We start from the raw sequence: 17,745 nt of genomic DNA, 5'->3' as shown, positions 1-17,745 counted from the left end.
TTAGATCTATCTGTTAGTACTTCTATAACTGCAAGTAATTTCACTACTTGTGTATTGGATACTGGGCTCAACCAAGTAATTCTTCAGAATGGTATCCAAATGGGTGTAAAGCCTGTTTTTGTAAAAATGTAGGCAATTATCAATTATATAATGTAAATGGATTCGCAACTTACATGAAATTTACGTTACCCACACTAACATCTTCACAGCAAGTTATTAGTGCACAATTTTCTGCAAATGGAAATAGTGCGTCAGGAAGTGCAAATGTAAGGATTCATCAAGTAAATAACAGTTGGGAACCTAGTAATTTAACTTCTAATTCGTCTTACAATAGTGCTATAGAAGATAATACTTATGTTTCCAATTCAACAACAACATATAATTGGGATATAAACAATATTGCAAAAAAATGGTATTGTTCAAATGTTAATACGGGTTTGATGTTAGATACTGATGCAAAGATTGGTTATCAGACAACAACTCCTCCTCCGGCTAATTTGGTTACTTTAGGTAGTTCCATAGCTGTTACCATTTAGTATATAGATAATAATGGATTTGAAAATTATTGGTCATACCATTCACAAACTGTAGGTAGAGCAGGCATGGGATACATAAATGATTATAACGGAAACTTAGTTTTTACACATAATGATTTAAGCAGTGCTGGTAATAGACTACCTGCGAATATAATGCACGTATTTAACAGCAGTAGTAGAAATAGTGATATAGGATATGGAAATGGATGGAGATTGAATTTAAATCAGAAAGTGAGTGGACCATTAACTTTTACGGATGGGAAATATTATTCTCATATAGATGAAGATGGAACTACCCATTATTACAAATATGACTCTGTTTCAAATACTTATAAGAATACTGAGGGTCTAGATACTACCTTGCAAGTTAATGCAGATAGTACAATTACAGACAAACAGAATAATACCTTAAAATTTAACACTTCAGGGTATCTGTCAACTATTAAAGATAATAATGGCAATATTGAAACTTTAAATTATTCAGGAACAATTTTAAAAAGTGTTACTGATGGAGCTGTAAGAATATCTACTTTAGATACAGATACTTCTGGCAGATTGAAAGGTGTAATTGATTCAAGTAATAGAAGGACAAGCTATGAATATACTGGAAATTTACTTACTTCCATATCTTATCCAGATGGAAAACAGACAATTTATAGCTACAATTCTAGTAATAATATGGTAAGTGCGACTAACTATGATGGGTATAAAGTAACGTATTCTTATAATACAGTTGCTCCCTACAGAATAAGAAAAGCTGCAGAAAGTAATTCAGATGGTGCAGCAGGAAGTGAACTAAATATCGCATATGGTTATAATATGACTTCCTTCACAGATGCTATAGGAAGAAAAAATATTTATCAGTTCAATAATAGCGGAAATACCGTAAGTATTAAAGATGGAGAGAATAGTGCAGAGTACTATAAATATGGTAGTTCTTCAAATAAACTTTTGTCAAATTCTAAATCTGAAAGAACTGTTATAAATTATTTGAAAAATGGTAATGCAGAGAGCAATGCTGATTGGATTCCATTTATTAACTTCTACCTCTGGAGAAAATGTAGTAAGTTCGTTTACCTATGATAACTTTGGAAATCAATTAACATCAAAAGTTGGCAACAGTACTTTATTTATTCAGACATCACAAACTTATTCAAATACTGGAAATTTCTTAAAATCTCAAACAGATGAATTAGGAAACACTATAGCTTATAACTATGATGAAGTCAAAGGTTTATTAAATAGTGTAACTGACGGAAAGAATCAAACCACTTCCTACAGTTATGATTCTATGGATAAGCTTTCAAGTGTAAGCAAGTCTGTTGATGGAGGTACTATAACAAACAGTTATGGTTATAACAATGATAGATTATTTACTATAACTCATAATGGTTTTAATTATAATTTTAGTTATGATTCCTTAGGAAATAATACTTCTATTTCTGTAGGTAACCAAAATCTAATTACAAATAGTTATGATTTAAAAACAGGAAGACTTACAAGTTCAACCTATAGTAATGGACAAACAGTTAGCCAAAGTTATGACAATAGTGACAGAGTAACTAAGAAGCAGAATAATGGAAATGATATAGCTGCTTATGAGTATGACGCTAGTGGTAATTTAGGATATAAGAATGATTTAGTAAACAATGTTAGCTATAGGTATATTTACGACTTATCGAATAGATTGACAAAGACTACGGATTCCTTAGGAAATATAACTAACTATATTCTTGATCCTAATGGAAATGGTAATTCAATAGCAGAATTAATAAACGGAAAAGTTTTTCAACAAGTTACAGTTATAATAAAGATAGTAAGCTTAAAAATATCACTTACACTAGAGATTTGTAAAATAGTGTAAATTTAAACTATGATGAAATAGGTAGGTTGTCAAACACTGTTGTAAATACAGGCACAGCAAACTACACGACATCATTAAGCTATGCAGCAGGGATAAATGGAGCATCTTCAAATACTATAAGTTCTATTAATAATAACAGTAACGCAATAAATTGCAGCTACGATAAAAATGGTAATATTGCAACCATAACTCAAAATGGACAGATAATAAGCTATTATTACAATAAGCTTAATGAATTGAAGAGGGAAGATAATCAGGCTTTAAACAAAACAATAACTTATGCATATGACGCTGGCGGAAATATAACTGGCAAGACAGAATATGCTTATACTACAGGAACACCAACCACAGCCACTAAAACTAACTCCTATGTGTATGGAGATACTAACTGGAAGGATAAGTTAACGAGTTTCAATGGAAATGCCATCACATATGATGCTATAGGAAACCCATTAACTTATAATGGCTGGACATACACTTGGAAGGCAGGAAGACAGTTACAATCCATGAGCGGAAATGGCAACAATATCAGTTACAAATACAATGATGATGGAATAAGAACTCAAAAGACTGTAAATGGAGTTACAACAAATTATCATCTTGTAGATGACAGAGTAACCTTTGAAAGTAATGGTACAGACAGCATTTATTATACTTATGATAGTACAAATAATCTTGTAAGTATGAACTTAAATGGTGTAGAATATTATTATATCAAAAATGCTCAAGGAGATATAACAGGTCTATTTGACCAAACAGGCACTCAAGTAGTAAGTTATTTATTTATATGACAGTTGGGGTAAACTTATATCTATTGACGGAGCAATGAAGGACACTGTAGGTGTTAAGAATCCTTATAGATACAGAGGATATAGGTATGATAACGAGACTGGATTATACTATTTACAAAGCAGATACTATAATTCTGATATGGGTAGATTTATAAATGCAGACGATTCTTCGATTCTGAATCTGACGTCTGGCATTTTGTTAGGGGCAAATTTGTTCCCTTATTGTAGCAAAAATCCTATTAATAGTGATCCAACTGGTTATTTTCAAATGTCAGTTGAGAAGGCAGCAAAATATATAGATGCATTTATACTGTAGGTGTTAAGAATCCTTATAGATATAGAGGATATAGATATGATACTGGATTATACTATTTACAAAGCAGATATTATAACCCAGAAATCCAAAGATTCATTAATGAAGACGATTCTTCGATTCTGAACCTGACATCTGGCATTTTGTTAGGGGCAAATTTGTTTGCTTATTGTACTAATAACCCTATAATGAACATAGATCCTACAGGTAACCTTGCATTTCCTGTTGCGATTCTTAGTTTTATTATAAATTTCTTTATTTGCATTAATCCAATGATTGGAGCGGAATTGTAGGACTCTTTAAATGGGGTTTTAAAAAGGCAGCTAAGAATGCAACAAAAGCATTAATTAGAAATAGTTTAAAGCTTTTAGTAGTCTGTATTGGAGGTATTTATGCAGGGTTAGGTATAACAATTAAAAGTATAACTAACAATAAAATCGATCAAGTTGTAACAGTATTTTTTAGTTGTTTTAATGGTGCAGGAGGTATCTTCTCATTAGTAGTTGATGTTTTAGACGGGAAGGTGGATGGATGGTATCGAAGTTGACTATGTTTTTGAAAAAAAACAAAAGTTTTTTATTCATTATATTAGTAATTACTATACTGATTAATGTATTTCTTTATTATATATGTTTAGATATAGGTCTAGAAAGTATTGAATTTGTGCTTTATTGTATCGTTGGTAATGGTAGTATAATTTTATGCGCCACATGGTTGATTATAGGAAAGTATTATAAATGGATATATGATACAATTAAGCATGATATTATTAATGATAATAATCATAATATAATAAGTAAGTATAAAATAAAAAAACCATTTAAGAAAGAAATAGATATAGGATATATTACTGCAGATACAGCATATATATCTAATATTTTAAACATAATGGAAGTTGGCAGCATTATTATTTTAATGCTTTTAATGGTTATCTCATACAATATTGATACACATATGAATATAACGGCTGTTATAATTGGTTCTGTGATAACTTTCTTAATTTATGCTTTTCATTTTATGTTAGAAGAATATAATCATTTATGTGTGGACGTGTGTGAATTGTTATTAAATGTAAAGTCAGATATTATGATAACAGATAGTCTTGATGATACAATAAAAAGAAACAATTCCAAATTAAGGGGAACTATATATGTTACAATCATAATATTAATACTGAACTTATTAAGTGTGATTTATAAAATAAAATTATGAGACTAAAATATGTGAAATATGGTGGAACTATATTTACATAATATGGAAGTTGATTGCACGTCAGTAGTAAAATCCTGACTAGCACCCCCGGGGAGAACAAAAGTTTCCAAGTACAAGCACTCCGCTAAATGTATATTTTAGTGGAGTACTTATTACAAAATTTATTTAATTTTATATAAGGTATGAGTAACCTCAACCATTTGGATTTAGGAAGTGGCACTTGAGAGAAAATTAAATAAATATGCTAAGAACTACGTTTTTACGTAGTTCTTTTGATTATAGTAAATTAAAGGAAGTGATTGGTGAAGATAATTAATTCTTAAATAAAACTATAAATTACTCATATGATTCAGGTTGAAATATACTTAATAAAGCTCAGTATCAGTATACAACAGTAGCCGTTTTAGGGACAGTAGTAGCAAGTTATAATTAGCTATCAGGATACAAATTGCAAGGACAAGCTTGCTCAATTTGATGGTTATGATAATATAAGGTAACCCATTAACTTATGATGGATATACATATACATGGGAAGCTAGAAGATAACTATCAGGTATCAGTGGAAATGGTAAAAATATAACCTATAAATGTAATGACTCTGGAAAAAGAACTAAAAAAACTGTTGATGGGGTTACAACAAAGTATCACCTTGATGGAGATAAAGCTGTTAACGAAAATAATGGTACAGATAATATAGATTATATTTATGACAGTTCAGGTAAACTTGTTTCCATGAACCAATATCATTAGATAAGAAATGCTCAAGGAGATATAGCAGGCATATTTGACCAAACAGGCACTCAAGTAATAAGCTATTTATATGACAGTTGGGGTAAGCTTATACCTATTGATGAAACAATGAAAGACACTGCAGGTATTAAGAATTTTTATAGATATAGAGGGTATAGATATGATACAGCGACTGGATTACACTATTTACAAAGTAGTAGATACTATAATCCTGATATGGGCAGTATTTTAATAGTTATACCAGACTCATCAAATTTTAAGTTTGTTCCATATATACTGCTTTTCCTTAAAACTAGATTCATTCCTACATCATAAATTGCCTTTGCTTGAGCAGGAAGATCCTCGATAACAGTGCCTGTCATAATACCTTTATCCATTAATTCTTTGTCTTCAATAGAACCCCCAATACCAACCACTGGAATAAGTTTCAGAGTACTACTCTTGTTGTACCTATATTTTTGAAGTGCTTCAATGGTGCCTATTGCCATTTCATCATTGTTGGCAATTATAGCCTTAATTTTATCACCGAGAGTAAGAAATGTTGATTAAATAGTTATCCTTGCATATTCCTTATTCCAATTACAATTAGTAGATAAAAGTTGTTGAGTTTTTATCCTTGTTTCATTAAGTGACCTAAGTAAGTATTTAGTTTTTGAAATTGTAGTTATATAATCGAAAGGGCCTTGTAACAGCACGTATTGTAATACAGTATCTTTATTTTTATCTATAATTTTGTTATTAGTAGTCCAAGAATTGACTAAAATCTTTCCTTGAAGAGTACCACCTTGATTAACATCTCCAGTTATAACAGCAGCCCTAGGAACAGCTTTAACCAGTTCTATTAGAGTTGTAGATGGAGGCAGAGTTATATAATTTCTACGATATTGTTTAATGTATAAGTGACAATTAAAATCTAAATTGATTTCTTATCATTTTTTGCGTTTGATATTTGTAATATTAATAAAATTATCTAAATTTACTTTTAAATTTTAAAAAAAAGATATATAATTTAGACAAAGAAATAAATTTATCGTGATTTTTTTAATAAAAAGCGTTAATTGATAAATTTGTAATATAAAGAAGAAAAGGAGAAGCATATGGGTAAAACGATAGCTGAGAAAATATTTGATGCACACAGGGTGGGTATGCCGTTTCCTGATACGCATGTTTTAAAATTGGACAGAGTTTTCTGTCATGAAATCACTACTCCAATTGCGATAACAGATCTTATGGCGAGAGGAATGGATAGAGTTTTTGATCCTACTAAAATAAAGGCTGTTATAGATCACGTAACACCTGCAAAGGATTCAAAAACTGCTGAGCAAGGAAAAATATTACGTGATTGGGCTAAGAGACATGAAATCAAAGACTTTTTTGATATAGGAAGAAACGGTGTATGTCACGCGATATTCCCGGAAAAAGGATTCGTAAGACCAGGTTACACTGTTATCATGGGTGACTCCCACACATGTACTCATGGAGCATTTGGTGCTTTTGCTGCTGGTGTTGGAACAACTGATCTTGAAGTTGGAATACTAAAAGGAGTTTGTGCATTCCATTTCCCTAAGACAATAAAAATCGTTCTTAACGGAACTTTACAACCAGGTGTTTATGCAAAAGACCTTATACTTTTCATAATTAAAGAACTTACTGTGAACGGTGCAACTAATATGGTTATAGAATTTGCTGGTCCAGTAATCGATGCAATGTCAATGGAATCACGTATGACATTATGTAACATGGCAATTGAAGCTGGTGGTACTTGTGGAATATGTTACCCTGATATGACAACTGTTGAATACTTATGGGATTTCATAAAAGATGAATTCAGTTCAAAGGAAGAAGCTTTAAAAGAATACTCTAAGTGGGTTTCTGATGAAGATGCTTCTTATGAAAAAGTATTAGAATATGATGTTACAAACTTAGAACCAATGGTTACATTTGGATACAAACCAGACCAAGTGAAATCTGTAAGTGAAATGACTGGAACACCAATAAATCAGATTTACATCGGTAGTTGTACAAATGGACGTATAGAAGATCTTAGAATTGCTGCAAGTATTCTTAAAGGTAAGAAAATAAGTGATGATGTTCGTGCAATTGTAAGCCCTGCTACTCCAGCGATATATTCTAAAGCATTAAAAGAAGGATTAATTGAAATTTTCCAAGATGCTGGTTTCTGTGTTACAAATCCAACATGCGGAGCTTGCCTTGGTATGAGTAATGGGGTTCTTGCTAATGGGGAATCTTGTGCTTCTACAACAAACCGTAATTTTAACGGCAGAATGGGTAAGGGTGGTACAGTTCATTTAATGAGTCCTGCAACTGCTGCAGCTTCAGCCATAGAAGGAAAAATAACAAATTCAGAAATTTATAAAGCTTAGGTAGTGGAGGGAAAAATGAAAGAATTTAGCGGAAAAGTTTTATTTTTAGATAGAAGTGATATCAATACTGATGAAATCATTCCAGCAAAGTATCTTACTGAAATTACTAAAGAGGCATTAAAACCTTATTTATTAGAAGATTTGTCTCTTCCAACATTTAATAACAAAGAAGATATTGAAGGCAAAGCTGTTGTTGTAACAAGAGCAAACTTTGGTTGTGGATCTTCTAGAGAACATGCTCCATGGGCTTTAGAAGTTAATGGTATTAATGTTGTCATAGCAGAAAACTTTGCTAGAATATTTAGACAAAACATGTATAACTGCGGTATGTTTGCGATAGAATTACCATCAGACACGATTCAATATCTTTTCGATAATTATGCAGGTAAAGATGCTTCAATAACAATTGACGTTGATAATGATAAGATTATAGTAACTTCATCAGAAAAATCAGATGAAATTGATTTTAAAGTTGGTGGATTTGACAAGACTCTTGTTAAAGAAGGCGGCTGGGTAGGTTACGCTGATAAAAATTATTAATTTGTAGCTATTTAATTTAATATATTGTAATTTATTTTTAGGACCTGTAGAACTATATCTACAGGTCTTTTAATGTTAATAATTTGAAATAATAAGAGACTAAGAAATTAAAGAGAAGCTAGAGGTTTATGAAAATACATTAGAAAGGATAAGGAAAAGAACTTATGTAATATCTAAATTTAAGTTAAAGATATTTAAAATTAAGTTGAATATATTTATGGTTGAGCTATTTATATTAAAAACAATATTAAAAATATATAAAATAGGGCTATAAATATTCAAAATTAAGTCAAAAACACCTAAAATAAAGTTAAAAATGCTTAAAATAAAGTTAAAATAGTACCTTGGTAATATGGTATTAATGTAATTGATGTGATATTATGAAATAGTATACCATAACTTACATAATTAATGGTTTTCTTAATAAACATTGTAAAAGTTTAATAGTTAATAACTTAATTTGATAATTTAACCTATTGTGTCATAAAATAAGTTTTTATAAAAAGAAAATTTACTCTATATCATCGATATACATATAATCAATTTTAAAGATAAGAGCAAACAGATGTGTTGGAGTTTTTCTATTTGTAAGATATGTTGTTTTAGTTGATAAGCACAAGGGGTTAATTTATAAATTTTATAGATTAAAACTGTACTTAAGGAAAGGAGGTATTCATTAAATTATAAGTATTTTATTTTAGGTAAAATCTACAACACTATTAGCCAGGGGAGAGCTGAGGGGTAGATGAATTTTATGATCTAAATTTTTATGAAAATCATTAAAGAAGAGAAGGGGATTTGAACAATGAACAAATATTGCTTAAAAGTAATGAAATGTTTATTTGTATCAGTGTTTGCAATGCTATTATTTACGCTGATACCGACTAATCAAGTTTTTGCAGCAGTGGATGAAACTCATCCAGGATATAGAGTTGAAGGAAGATTTCTATATGATAATACGGGGGAAAAGGTAATCCTTTATGGATTAAATAAAATGGTCATTTGGTTAGATAAAGATGGTGACCCATCTTTTAAGGAAATAGCTAAAACTGGAGCAAACTCTGTTAGAATTGTTTGGACTATGGATGGAACAGCAGCAGAACTTGATACTGCTATTAGTAATTGCCGTGCAGAGCATATGATTCCTATAGTTGAACTTCATGATGCAACTGGTGAAATGTCAAAGTTACCAAGCCTTATAAACTACTGGATAAAACCAGAAGTAGTAAATGTAATCAAGAAACACCAAGAATACCTATTAGTCAACATCGGTAACGAAGTTGGTAATGGTAATGTAACAGAAGCTGATTTCAAAATTAACTATGAAACATCAGTAAAGCAAATGAGAGCAGCTGGCATACATGTACCTTTAATCATTGATGCACCTACTTGGGGTCAAAATATAAACGTGCTTCAAGCCTGTGGACCATATTTAACCTCTGTTGACCCTGACAAAAACCTTATGTATTCAGTGCATATGTGGTGGCCATATATGTATGGACATACAGATCAAGAAGTAGTAAATGAAATTGCAGAATCAGTAAATATGAATTTACCTTTAATAGTTGGAGAATTCGGTAATCAGTGGGAAGCTACAGAGTCTGGTAAGATCCCATATAAACTTATAATGGAACAATGTTATAAAAATCAAGTAGGCTATTTAGCATGGGAATGGGGTCCTGGTAACAACCCTCAAACATTCTTAGATATGACTACAGATGGAACTTTTGCTACCCTAAGAGATTGGGGACTAGAAGTTGCTATAACAGATACATATAGTGTTAAGAATATTGCAAAAAGACCTGCATCAATTTTAGGAAATCTTCTTCCAGAATTACCAAAAGAACCGTTACCGGCTGGAAATTTAGCTGCTGGTAAAACAGCAACTGCTTCATCTGCAGAATCTACAACATATAGCGCAAGCAATGTTACTGATGGCGATTTTGGTACAAGATGGGCATCAAGTGCTTCTGATCCAAACTGGGTTTATATAGATCTTGGTGAAAAGAAAGAAATAAATAGAGTAATAATAAAATGGGAAGCTGCATATGCAACTCAATATAAGATACAAGTTTCTGATGATGCAAACACATGGACTGACATATATACTTCATACAGTGGAAAAGGACAAACTGAAGATATAAGTTTAACAGGTTCAGGCCGTTATGTAAGAGTCTATGGAATGGCAAGATATAACTATAGTTGGCCGTACTCAATTTTCGAAATTGGAATTTATGGTCCAGAATCAGCACAAAGTGCATCAATATCACCAACAGTAGCAGTTTTTGATAAAAATATTGAAAAACAAGCAGATCTTACTATTACTTTAAGCCCACAAAGTAATACTCTTGCTGCAATAAAGAATGGTACAGCTACATTAGTTGCTGGAACAGACTATATTGTAAGCGGTAATACTTTAGTAATTAAGAAAAGTTATTTAGCAAGCCAAGCTACAGGAACAATAAAGCTTACTCTTGATTATAACAACGGTGTTGATCCTATTTTCACTGTTGCAATAGGTGATACAACTCCAGTGGGCGGACCTACTCCAACTATTATCTACGGAGATGTTAACGGAGATAAAGTTGTTAATGCAATAGATTTTGCATTGCTTAAAAAATATCTTCTAGGTCTTTCTACTTTATCTGAGGACACTTTAAAGAAGGTAGATTTAAATCAAGATTCCAAAGTAAATGCAATAGATTTAGCTATCTTTAAGCAATATATATTGGGAACAGTTACAAGCCTACCAGTAGTTAAATAATTATTTTAGTAGAAGCAAGCCAGTTAAATTAAATTTTCTGGCTTGCTTTTTTAGGTGTGCCCAGCATGGGCGAGAGCTCAGTGGTGCCCTTTCCTTAATAAACTAGACAGCTCAAACTCATTATTTCTAGGTTTTTCTATGTCTACACATATAGGGGTAAGCTTAACGGATGCTAAGAATTCTTTGATTGCTCTTTGTTGATCTAAAGGAGCTCTTTTTAAGGAAGGGTATTTAAGTGCATTTATAACTCTAGATACAACTCTTACTACAGAAGAACTATTAGATCATTATAAACATAGGCGGCCAATAGGAACTTCTTTTAGAGAAACTAAAAAACATCTTGGACTAAACCAGTATCAAGTTAGAAGTAAGTGACGGCACATTAAATTTCAGTTGTGGACTTAAGAGCGCAAGAAATGAATCAAAAAAAGAATAAGTATCTTGGAGTTTTAATCAAGCTAATCTAGGAAACTCTATTGAAACGTTTTTCAAGATATTTAAAATAGCTTAGTATAACTTATTTGAATTTTACATGGTAAAGTTTGTTTGTAGATTCACTTGTTTATAGTTTTAATATAAATATTTCTTAAATTTCATAATATGAAACAAAAAGGAACTCTGCACTAGCAATTTTAATTGCTAGTGTAACAGTTCCTATTTTATTGAAAATTTGCAAAGAATCATAATTGAAAATGTCAGTTAAGATAGCTAAATCAAGACTGATGGAGAAGAGGGAAAGACCGTAGATGGTATAGGATTAGAAAGAATTAATAAGATAAACGTATAAATATAGTTTCAAGGAAATGGATATAGAAACTATAATATTGTATGGCTCAAGGGTACTTGCTAAATCTAAGTTAAAGTAAGTGGTATTCAATTATCCTTAAGCATTTATTTTGTTAAAACTTTAATATTTGTCAATAAAGTTAAAATGATTTTAAGAAGTAAAAATTTTAAAGGTGCATGTAAAGTTTTTATATATTATTTGCTAGTAGAATGTTTTAAAATGAATACATGAAAACGTTTAAAGATGTACTAAGGAAAAGCATTCTTAAGTAAAAATTTTAAAGGTATGTGTAAAGTTATTATATGTTATTTGCTAGCAGGATGTCTTAAAATAGAGTACATGAAAACGTTTTTTGGAAGGGTGAGGTGGTAAAGAAGTGAGTAAAGTGTTCTTAAAGATGGAAAATATACACAAGAAATTTCCAGGGGTTTATGCATTAAAAGGTGCAGGGTTAGAAGTTAGAAAAGGAGAGGTGCATGGACTTTTAGGTGAAAATGGTGCAGGAAAATCAACTTTAATGAAAATACTTGGAGGAGTTCATAAACAAGACGAAGGAAAAATTTACGTTGAAGATAAGGAATGTGGCTTCATTAATCCGAGTAAGGCTGCAGAACTAGGAATTGGATTTGTTCATCAGGAATTAAATTTATCAGAAGCTTTAACTGTTGCAGAGAATGTGTTTATGGGTAGGTTACCATATAAAAACAAAGCATTGGGAATTGTTGATTACAAAAAATTATATTCCGACACGGATATAATAATCAAGAGATTAGGGATAGATATTAAACCTACAGATTTAATTTCAGATTTAGAGACAGCCAAAAAACAAATGGTTGAGATTGCTAAAACAATAAGTTTGAATGCGAATATAATTATTTTCGATGAACCAACAACGTCACTCTCAAATAAAGATGTTGCTAGTTTGTTTGAGGTTATAAATCACCTGAAATCTCAAGGGGTAGCAGTTATTTATATATCCCATAGATTGAAAGAAATTTTTGAAATTTGTGATAGAGCAACAGTTTTAAGAGACGGTACTCTTATTGGTAGCTGCAATATTAAGGAGATAAGTCAAGAAGTGCTGATAAATATGATGGTTGGGAGGGAATTAAAAAATTTATTTCCGAAGGAGTTCTTTAAACCAGGAGAAGTAGTTTTGGAAATAAATGGTTTAGGTGATGTCAGTGGAAGAATTAAAGATATTAATATTAAAGCAAGGAAAGGGGAGATTTTAGGATTTGCTGGGCTAGTCGGATCAGGTAGAACGGAGGTTATGAGGTTAATCTTTGGAGCTGATAAGATTGGTAAGGGAGAAATAAAAGTAAATGGCAAAAAGGTAAAAATAAAATCTCCAGAAGATGCAATAAGCAATGGTATATGTCTTTTAACAGAAGATAGAAAAAAACAAGGTTTATCTTTGGTTATGAGTGTAAATGATAATATCAACATTACCAATTTAAACAACTCTTTATTAAATCACAAAGTTTTAAAAGAAACTGGAGATAAATTTAGGGAAGCTTTACTTATTAAGACAGCTAATCTTGATGTTATGGCTGGAACTCTTTCCGGAGGAAATCAGCAAAAAATAGTATTAGCTAAATGGTTAAACACAAATTCAGAGGTGTTTATTTTTGATGAACCTACTAAGGGGATAGATGTAGGGGCCAAAGCTGAAATATATCATATCATGAACGATTTGATAAGAAAAAATAAAGTTGTAATTATGATATCCTCAGAACTTCCTGAACTTTTAGGTATGTCTGACAGAATATATGTTATGTGTGAAGGTAGGATAACAGGAGAACTTAATAGACAAGAAGCTAGCCAAGAAAAAATAATGGCATTAGCTACTGTTGGAGGTGCTAATTAAAAATGAATCAAAATATAGATAATAAATCAAATGTATTTGTTAAAAAATCAAAAAAATTGTTCGTTGAAAATTTAAATAAATTAAATCCTAAAGAATTATTTATGAAGTACTCAATTTTCTTAGTGCTTATTGTTTTAATAGTAGTCTTTTCAGGACTTAGCCCTAAATTTTTAGGTAGTGCAAATATAGGTAACTTTTTAAGACAAATACCTACTGTTGGAATTTTCACGGTTGCTATTACAATGATTATGATTACTGGAGGAGTTGACCTTTCTATCGGAGCAATAGCAGCTTTTTCAGGAACAATAGCAGCTTATATGTCTGTACAAGGATTTAATCCAGTTATTGTTATAGCAGCATGTTTAGCAATAGGTGCTTTATGGGGTATGTTTAATGGAGCATTAATTTCAAAGTTTAAATTAGAACCATTTATACTTACCTTGGGTACAAGCTATCTTATAAGAGGATTAATATTATTCCTTACAAATGGAATTTATATTAAAGGGGTTCCAGATTGGTTTTATAATATTTCAAACACAACTATTGGAACAAAGTTAGTACATTCTAACACCGTAATATTTATTTTAATAGTTATACTAATGGCATTTGTGATGAAAAACACAAGATTTGGACGTTATTGTTATGCTGTAGGTTCAAATAAAGAAGCAGCAAGATTATCTGGAATAAATGTAAATAAACACTTTATAAAAGTATTTGCGCTAGAAGGAAGTTTAGCTGCACTTGCAGGTCTATTATTGATGTCGAACTTAAATGTTGGAGCGCCAAGTGAAGCAAGTGGTATAGATTTATTTGCTATGGCTGCGGCAATTATTGGAGGAGCACAGTTCGGGGGCGGCATAGGTACTATAGGCGGAGCTATAGTAGGTATACTTACAATACAAGTTTTCCAAAGTGGACTTGCCATTATGGGTGTAAATACATTTATACAACAAGCTGTTACTGGAGGAATTATAGCAGTTGCTGTAATTGTAGATTTTTACAGGAAGAACAGCACATTAAAGATAAAAATTTAATTAGTTAAATAATTAGTTAGAATTTATATATTTAAAATTGTAGGAGGACTTTATAATGAAAAAAAGAATTATTGCAATTATCTCAGTTGTGTTAATAACAGGAAGTATATTTGCAGGATGTGGGCAAAAGGCGGAAACAAAAGGAGATTCATCAAGTAATAGCAAAACACTTTATTTTGTGCCAATAGTTGATACAGGAGCATATTGGTCGCCAATGAAAAAAGCAGCTCAAGATGAAGCTAATGCGTTAGGCTATGATTTAGTATTCAAAACTTCACCTTCAAATGAGTCTCAAAAGAATGAAAAGCATTTAGGTTTCTTAGATGAAGCTATACAAAATGATGCTGCAGGAATAGCAGTTTCACCAATGGATCCAGATATGTTTGATAAGAAGGTTAAAGAAATAAAAGATGAAGATATTCCAGTTGTAACTTTTGATGCTGATGTAAAAACCAAGGATAATAGAACTGCTTATGTAGGAACTGATAATAAATTGGCAGGAGAAGAACTTGGTAAACAAGCAGGTGAATATTTAAAATCTAAAGGAATTAAAACAGGTAAAATTGCTTTAGCTGCAGTAAATTTAACTCAAACTACTATGACTTATAGACAAGAAGGTATAAAGAAAGGCTTTGAAAAAGCTATGGGCAGTGATGCTGCTAACTTTACATGGTTAGAACCAATACAAGATAATGATCAAGCAGCAGAGTCTAAAAAGCAATTAGAAGGACAAATTACTGCAAATCAAGATATGGTTGCTGTATTCTCATTAGGATCTGAAGGTCCTGATACAGGTGTAATGGAAGCTATTAAATCTCAAAACAAAGCTGGTAAAATATATCATTTTGGTTTTGACTATACTCCAACATGGGAAAATGGTGTAGAAAGTGGGTTAATTACAGGTATAGTTGACCAAGATTCTTATGCTATCGGTAAGACTGTAATCGATGTATTAGATAAGCAGATCAAAGGGGAGAAAATTGACGACAACTACCCAGTACCAGTAAAATGGATACCAGCAGATCAAATAGTTGAGTACGGAAAAGAAAAGCAAAAACAGTTTACAACTGAAACAAAATAATAATTTGTAATATCAGAGGAGTTTTCCTTAAACTCCTCTTTATTTTACAAAGTTAGGAGGAAAACAATATAATGAATAAAATCAAAAATCCTATCTTGAAAGGCTTTAATCCAGACCCATCTATATGTAGAGTTGGAGAAGATTATTATATTGCAACATCAACCTTTGAATGGTTTCCAGGAGTACAAATACATCACTCAAAGGATTTAAAAAATTGGAACTTAATAAAAAGACCTTTGGATCGATTGAGCCAATTAAATATGATTGGTAATCCTGATTCAGGCGGAATTTGGGCACCTTGTCTAACGTATTCGGATAATCTGTTTTGGTTAATATATACTGATGTTAAGCATTTATCAGGAGCATGGAAAGATAGTTTAAATTATTTAGTAACTTGTGATACTATTACAGGAGATTGGAGTGAACCTATTTTTCTAAATAGTACAGGTTTTGATCCATCCTTGTATCATGATGATGATGGTAAGAAATATTTATTAAACATGGTATGGGATCATAGAGAAGTAAATCATCCGTTTTATGGGATAATGATTCAAGAATATAGTCACGAAGAGAAAAAACTCATTGGGAAATCAAAAGTTATTTTCAAAGGTACAGAAATAAAGCTTACTGAAGGACCTCATATTTATAAAATAAATGGTTATTATTATTTAATGGTTGCAGAAGGTGGAACTAAATATGAGCATGCAGTTACAGTTGCAAGATCTAAGAATATTATGGGACCATATGAACTTCATCCAGAAAATCCAATTTTGACATCTTGGAATAGTCCAACTAATCCATTACAAAAAGCTGGACATGCCTCCTTAGTTCATACCCATACAGATGAATGGTATTTAGCACATTTAGTAGGCAGACCTTTAACTGAAAGAGGATGTTGTCCATTAGGTAGAGAAACAGCTATTCAAAAGATTGAATGGAAGAATGGTTGGCCATATGTAGCTAATGGTAATGAACCTTCATTATATGTTGAAGCGCCACAAATGGAGGAAGTTAAATGGGAGAAGAGCTATCCTGAAAGAGATGATTTTGAAGAAGATCAATTAAATATTAACTTTCAGACGTTAAGAGTTCCTTTAGATGAATCAGTGATGACGTTGAAGGAAAGAAAAGGATACTTAAGACTTCGTGGAAAACAATCTTTAACTTCAAAATTCCTACAAGCTCATGTTTCAAGAAGATGGCAAAGTTTTAATTTTGATGCAATAACAGGTTTACAATTTAATCCTACTAGTTTTCAACAAATGGCTGGGCTAGTATGCTATTATAATACTGAAAATTGGGTATATATTAATGTTACCCATGATGAAGAAGTTGGGAAAATTATCAACTTAATTGAATGTGATAATTTTAAATTTACTGAGCCGCTTAAATATAAAAAAATAGTGGTTCCAGAAGATTTAGAGACAGTTCATTTTAAAGTGGAAGTTAGAAGAGAGAACTATAGATTCTTATATTCCTTTGATGAAAAATTATGGGTTGAGATTCCTATAACTTTTGATTCAAATAAGCTATCTGATGACTATATCAGAGGAGAAGGATTCTTCACGGGTGCATTTGTTGGAATTTGCTGTCAAGATGCAACAGGTACAGGTATAGCTGCTGACTTTGATTATTTTACTTATAAAGAGATTTACTAACTTGACACTTGGCAGGGAATTTTTATATTTAAAATCCTTGCCTTTAGTCATATTTAAGTTTTTACTAAGTGAACAAAGATAAGAAAAATCCAATTTAAATTTGAACTAGATCGTTAATAAATTAAATATTTAATATTTAATATTTAATATCTATAATGAAT

Annotated in this window: 14 protein-coding genes and 1 pseudogene; 14 read left to right on the top strand and 1 reads right to left on the bottom strand. The window is 31.3% G+C overall.

The genetic code is table 11. The annotated features are described in order from the left end of the window. The first annotated feature begins 47 nt into the window (after positions 1–47). From CLOCEL_RS13000 to CLOCEL_RS12980, 7 genes are all read left to right on the top strand, one after another. Positions 48–536: a DNRLRE domain-containing protein gene (locus CLOCEL_RS13000; RefSeq protein ID WP_010075580.1), complete on the top strand. Its 489-nt coding sequence runs from the start codon at positions 48–50 to the stop codon at positions 534–536. A gap of 66 nt (positions 537–602) precedes the next feature. Beyond that, the gene (locus CLOCEL_RS12995) at positions 603–1,619 is read left to right on the top strand and encodes a DUF6531 domain-containing protein (protein WP_010075579.1); all 1,017 of its coding nucleotides are present in this window, start codon (positions 603–605) and stop codon (positions 1,617–1,619) included. Further along, a complete protein-coding gene (locus CLOCEL_RS12990; protein ID WP_157629741.1) occupies positions 1,540–2,400 on the top strand; it encodes a hypothetical protein in 861 nt (286 codons plus the stop codon). The genes CLOCEL_RS12995 and CLOCEL_RS12990 overlap by 80 nt, the downstream gene beginning before the upstream one ends. A 26-nt stretch (positions 2,401–2,426) precedes the next feature. Next, the gene (locus tag CLOCEL_RS23785; RefSeq protein ID WP_010075577.1) at positions 2,427–3,191 is read left to right on the top strand and encodes a hypothetical protein; all 765 of its coding nucleotides are present in this window, start codon (positions 2,427–2,429) and stop codon (positions 3,189–3,191) included. Positions 3,192–3,225: 34 nt separating this feature from the next. After that, entirely contained in the window at positions 3,226–3,507 is a 282-nt protein-coding gene (locus tag CLOCEL_RS23780) for an RHS repeat-associated core domain-containing protein (protein WP_010075576.1), read from the top strand. Continuing rightward, positions 3,483–3,797, top strand: a complete 315-nt coding sequence (locus tag CLOCEL_RS23875) for an RHS repeat-associated core domain-containing protein (RefSeq protein ID WP_081446454.1) — start codon at positions 3,483–3,485, stop codon at positions 3,795–3,797. Before CLOCEL_RS23780 ends, CLOCEL_RS23875 begins: the two co-directional genes overlap by 25 nt. 256 nt (positions 3,798–4,053) lie before the next feature. Continuing rightward, the gene (locus CLOCEL_RS12980; RefSeq protein ID WP_242655272.1) at positions 4,054–4,716 is read left to right on the top strand and encodes a hypothetical protein; all 663 of its coding nucleotides are present in this window, start codon (positions 4,054–4,056) and stop codon (positions 4,714–4,716) included. Positions 4,717–5,669: 953 nt separating this feature from the next. Here CLOCEL_RS12980 and CLOCEL_RS23540 read toward each other — a convergent pair. Beyond that, positions 5,670–5,990: pseudogene (locus CLOCEL_RS23540) on the bottom strand (substrate-binding domain-containing protein); the annotation flags it as partial. Positions 5,991–6,563: 573 nt separating this feature from the next. Between CLOCEL_RS23540 and CLOCEL_RS12970 the strand changes: the two are divergent. The 7 genes from CLOCEL_RS12970 to CLOCEL_RS12940 all read left to right on the top strand — a co-directional run bounded on the left by CLOCEL_RS12970 (position 6,564) and on the right by CLOCEL_RS12940 (position 17,584). Continuing rightward, positions 6,564–7,850 carry a 3-isopropylmalate dehydratase large subunit gene (locus CLOCEL_RS12970; protein ID WP_010075573.1) on the top strand — a complete coding sequence of 429 codons (1,287 nt, stop codon included), beginning with the start codon at positions 6,564–6,566 and terminating at the stop codon, positions 7,848–7,850. Positions 7,851–7,865: 15 nt separating this feature from the next. Continuing rightward, positions 7,866–8,390, top strand: coding sequence for a 3-isopropylmalate dehydratase small subunit (locus CLOCEL_RS12965; RefSeq protein WP_010075572.1), 525 nt, complete (start codon positions 7,866–7,868; stop codon positions 8,388–8,390). Positions 8,391–9,195: 805 nt separating this feature from the next. Then, the gene (locus tag CLOCEL_RS12960) at positions 9,196–11,154 is read left to right on the top strand and encodes a X2-like carbohydrate binding domain-containing protein (RefSeq protein WP_010075571.1); all 1,959 of its coding nucleotides are present in this window, start codon (positions 9,196–9,198) and stop codon (positions 11,152–11,154) included. A gap of 1,163 nt (positions 11,155–12,317) precedes the next feature. Continuing rightward, positions 12,318–13,811: a sugar ABC transporter ATP-binding protein gene (locus tag CLOCEL_RS12955; RefSeq protein ID WP_010075570.1), complete on the top strand. Its 1,494-nt coding sequence runs from the start codon at positions 12,318–12,320 to the stop codon at positions 13,809–13,811. Between the two features lie 2 nt (positions 13,812–13,813). After that, positions 13,814–14,845, top strand: coding sequence for an ABC transporter permease (locus tag CLOCEL_RS12950; RefSeq protein ID WP_010075569.1), 1,032 nt, complete (start codon positions 13,814–13,816; stop codon positions 14,843–14,845). A gap of 55 nt (positions 14,846–14,900) precedes the next feature. After that, positions 14,901–15,926, top strand: a complete 1,026-nt coding sequence (locus tag CLOCEL_RS12945) for a sugar ABC transporter substrate-binding protein (protein WP_010075568.1) — start codon at positions 14,901–14,903, stop codon at positions 15,924–15,926. Between the two features lie 71 nt (positions 15,927–15,997). After that, positions 15,998–17,584: a glycoside hydrolase family 43 protein gene (locus tag CLOCEL_RS12940; protein WP_010075567.1), complete on the top strand. Its 1,587-nt coding sequence runs from the start codon at positions 15,998–16,000 to the stop codon at positions 17,582–17,584. The last annotated feature ends 161 nt before the right edge of the window (positions 17,585–17,745 follow it).

The organism is Clostridium cellulovorans 743B (assembly GCF_000145275.1).
In the GTDB taxonomy this organism is placed as follows: Bacteria; Bacillota; Clostridia; order Clostridiales; family Clostridiaceae; genus Clostridium_K; species Clostridium_K cellulovorans.
Note: the sequence above shows the minus strand (reverse complement) of the source record. Positions and strands in the feature narration are given on the sequence as shown.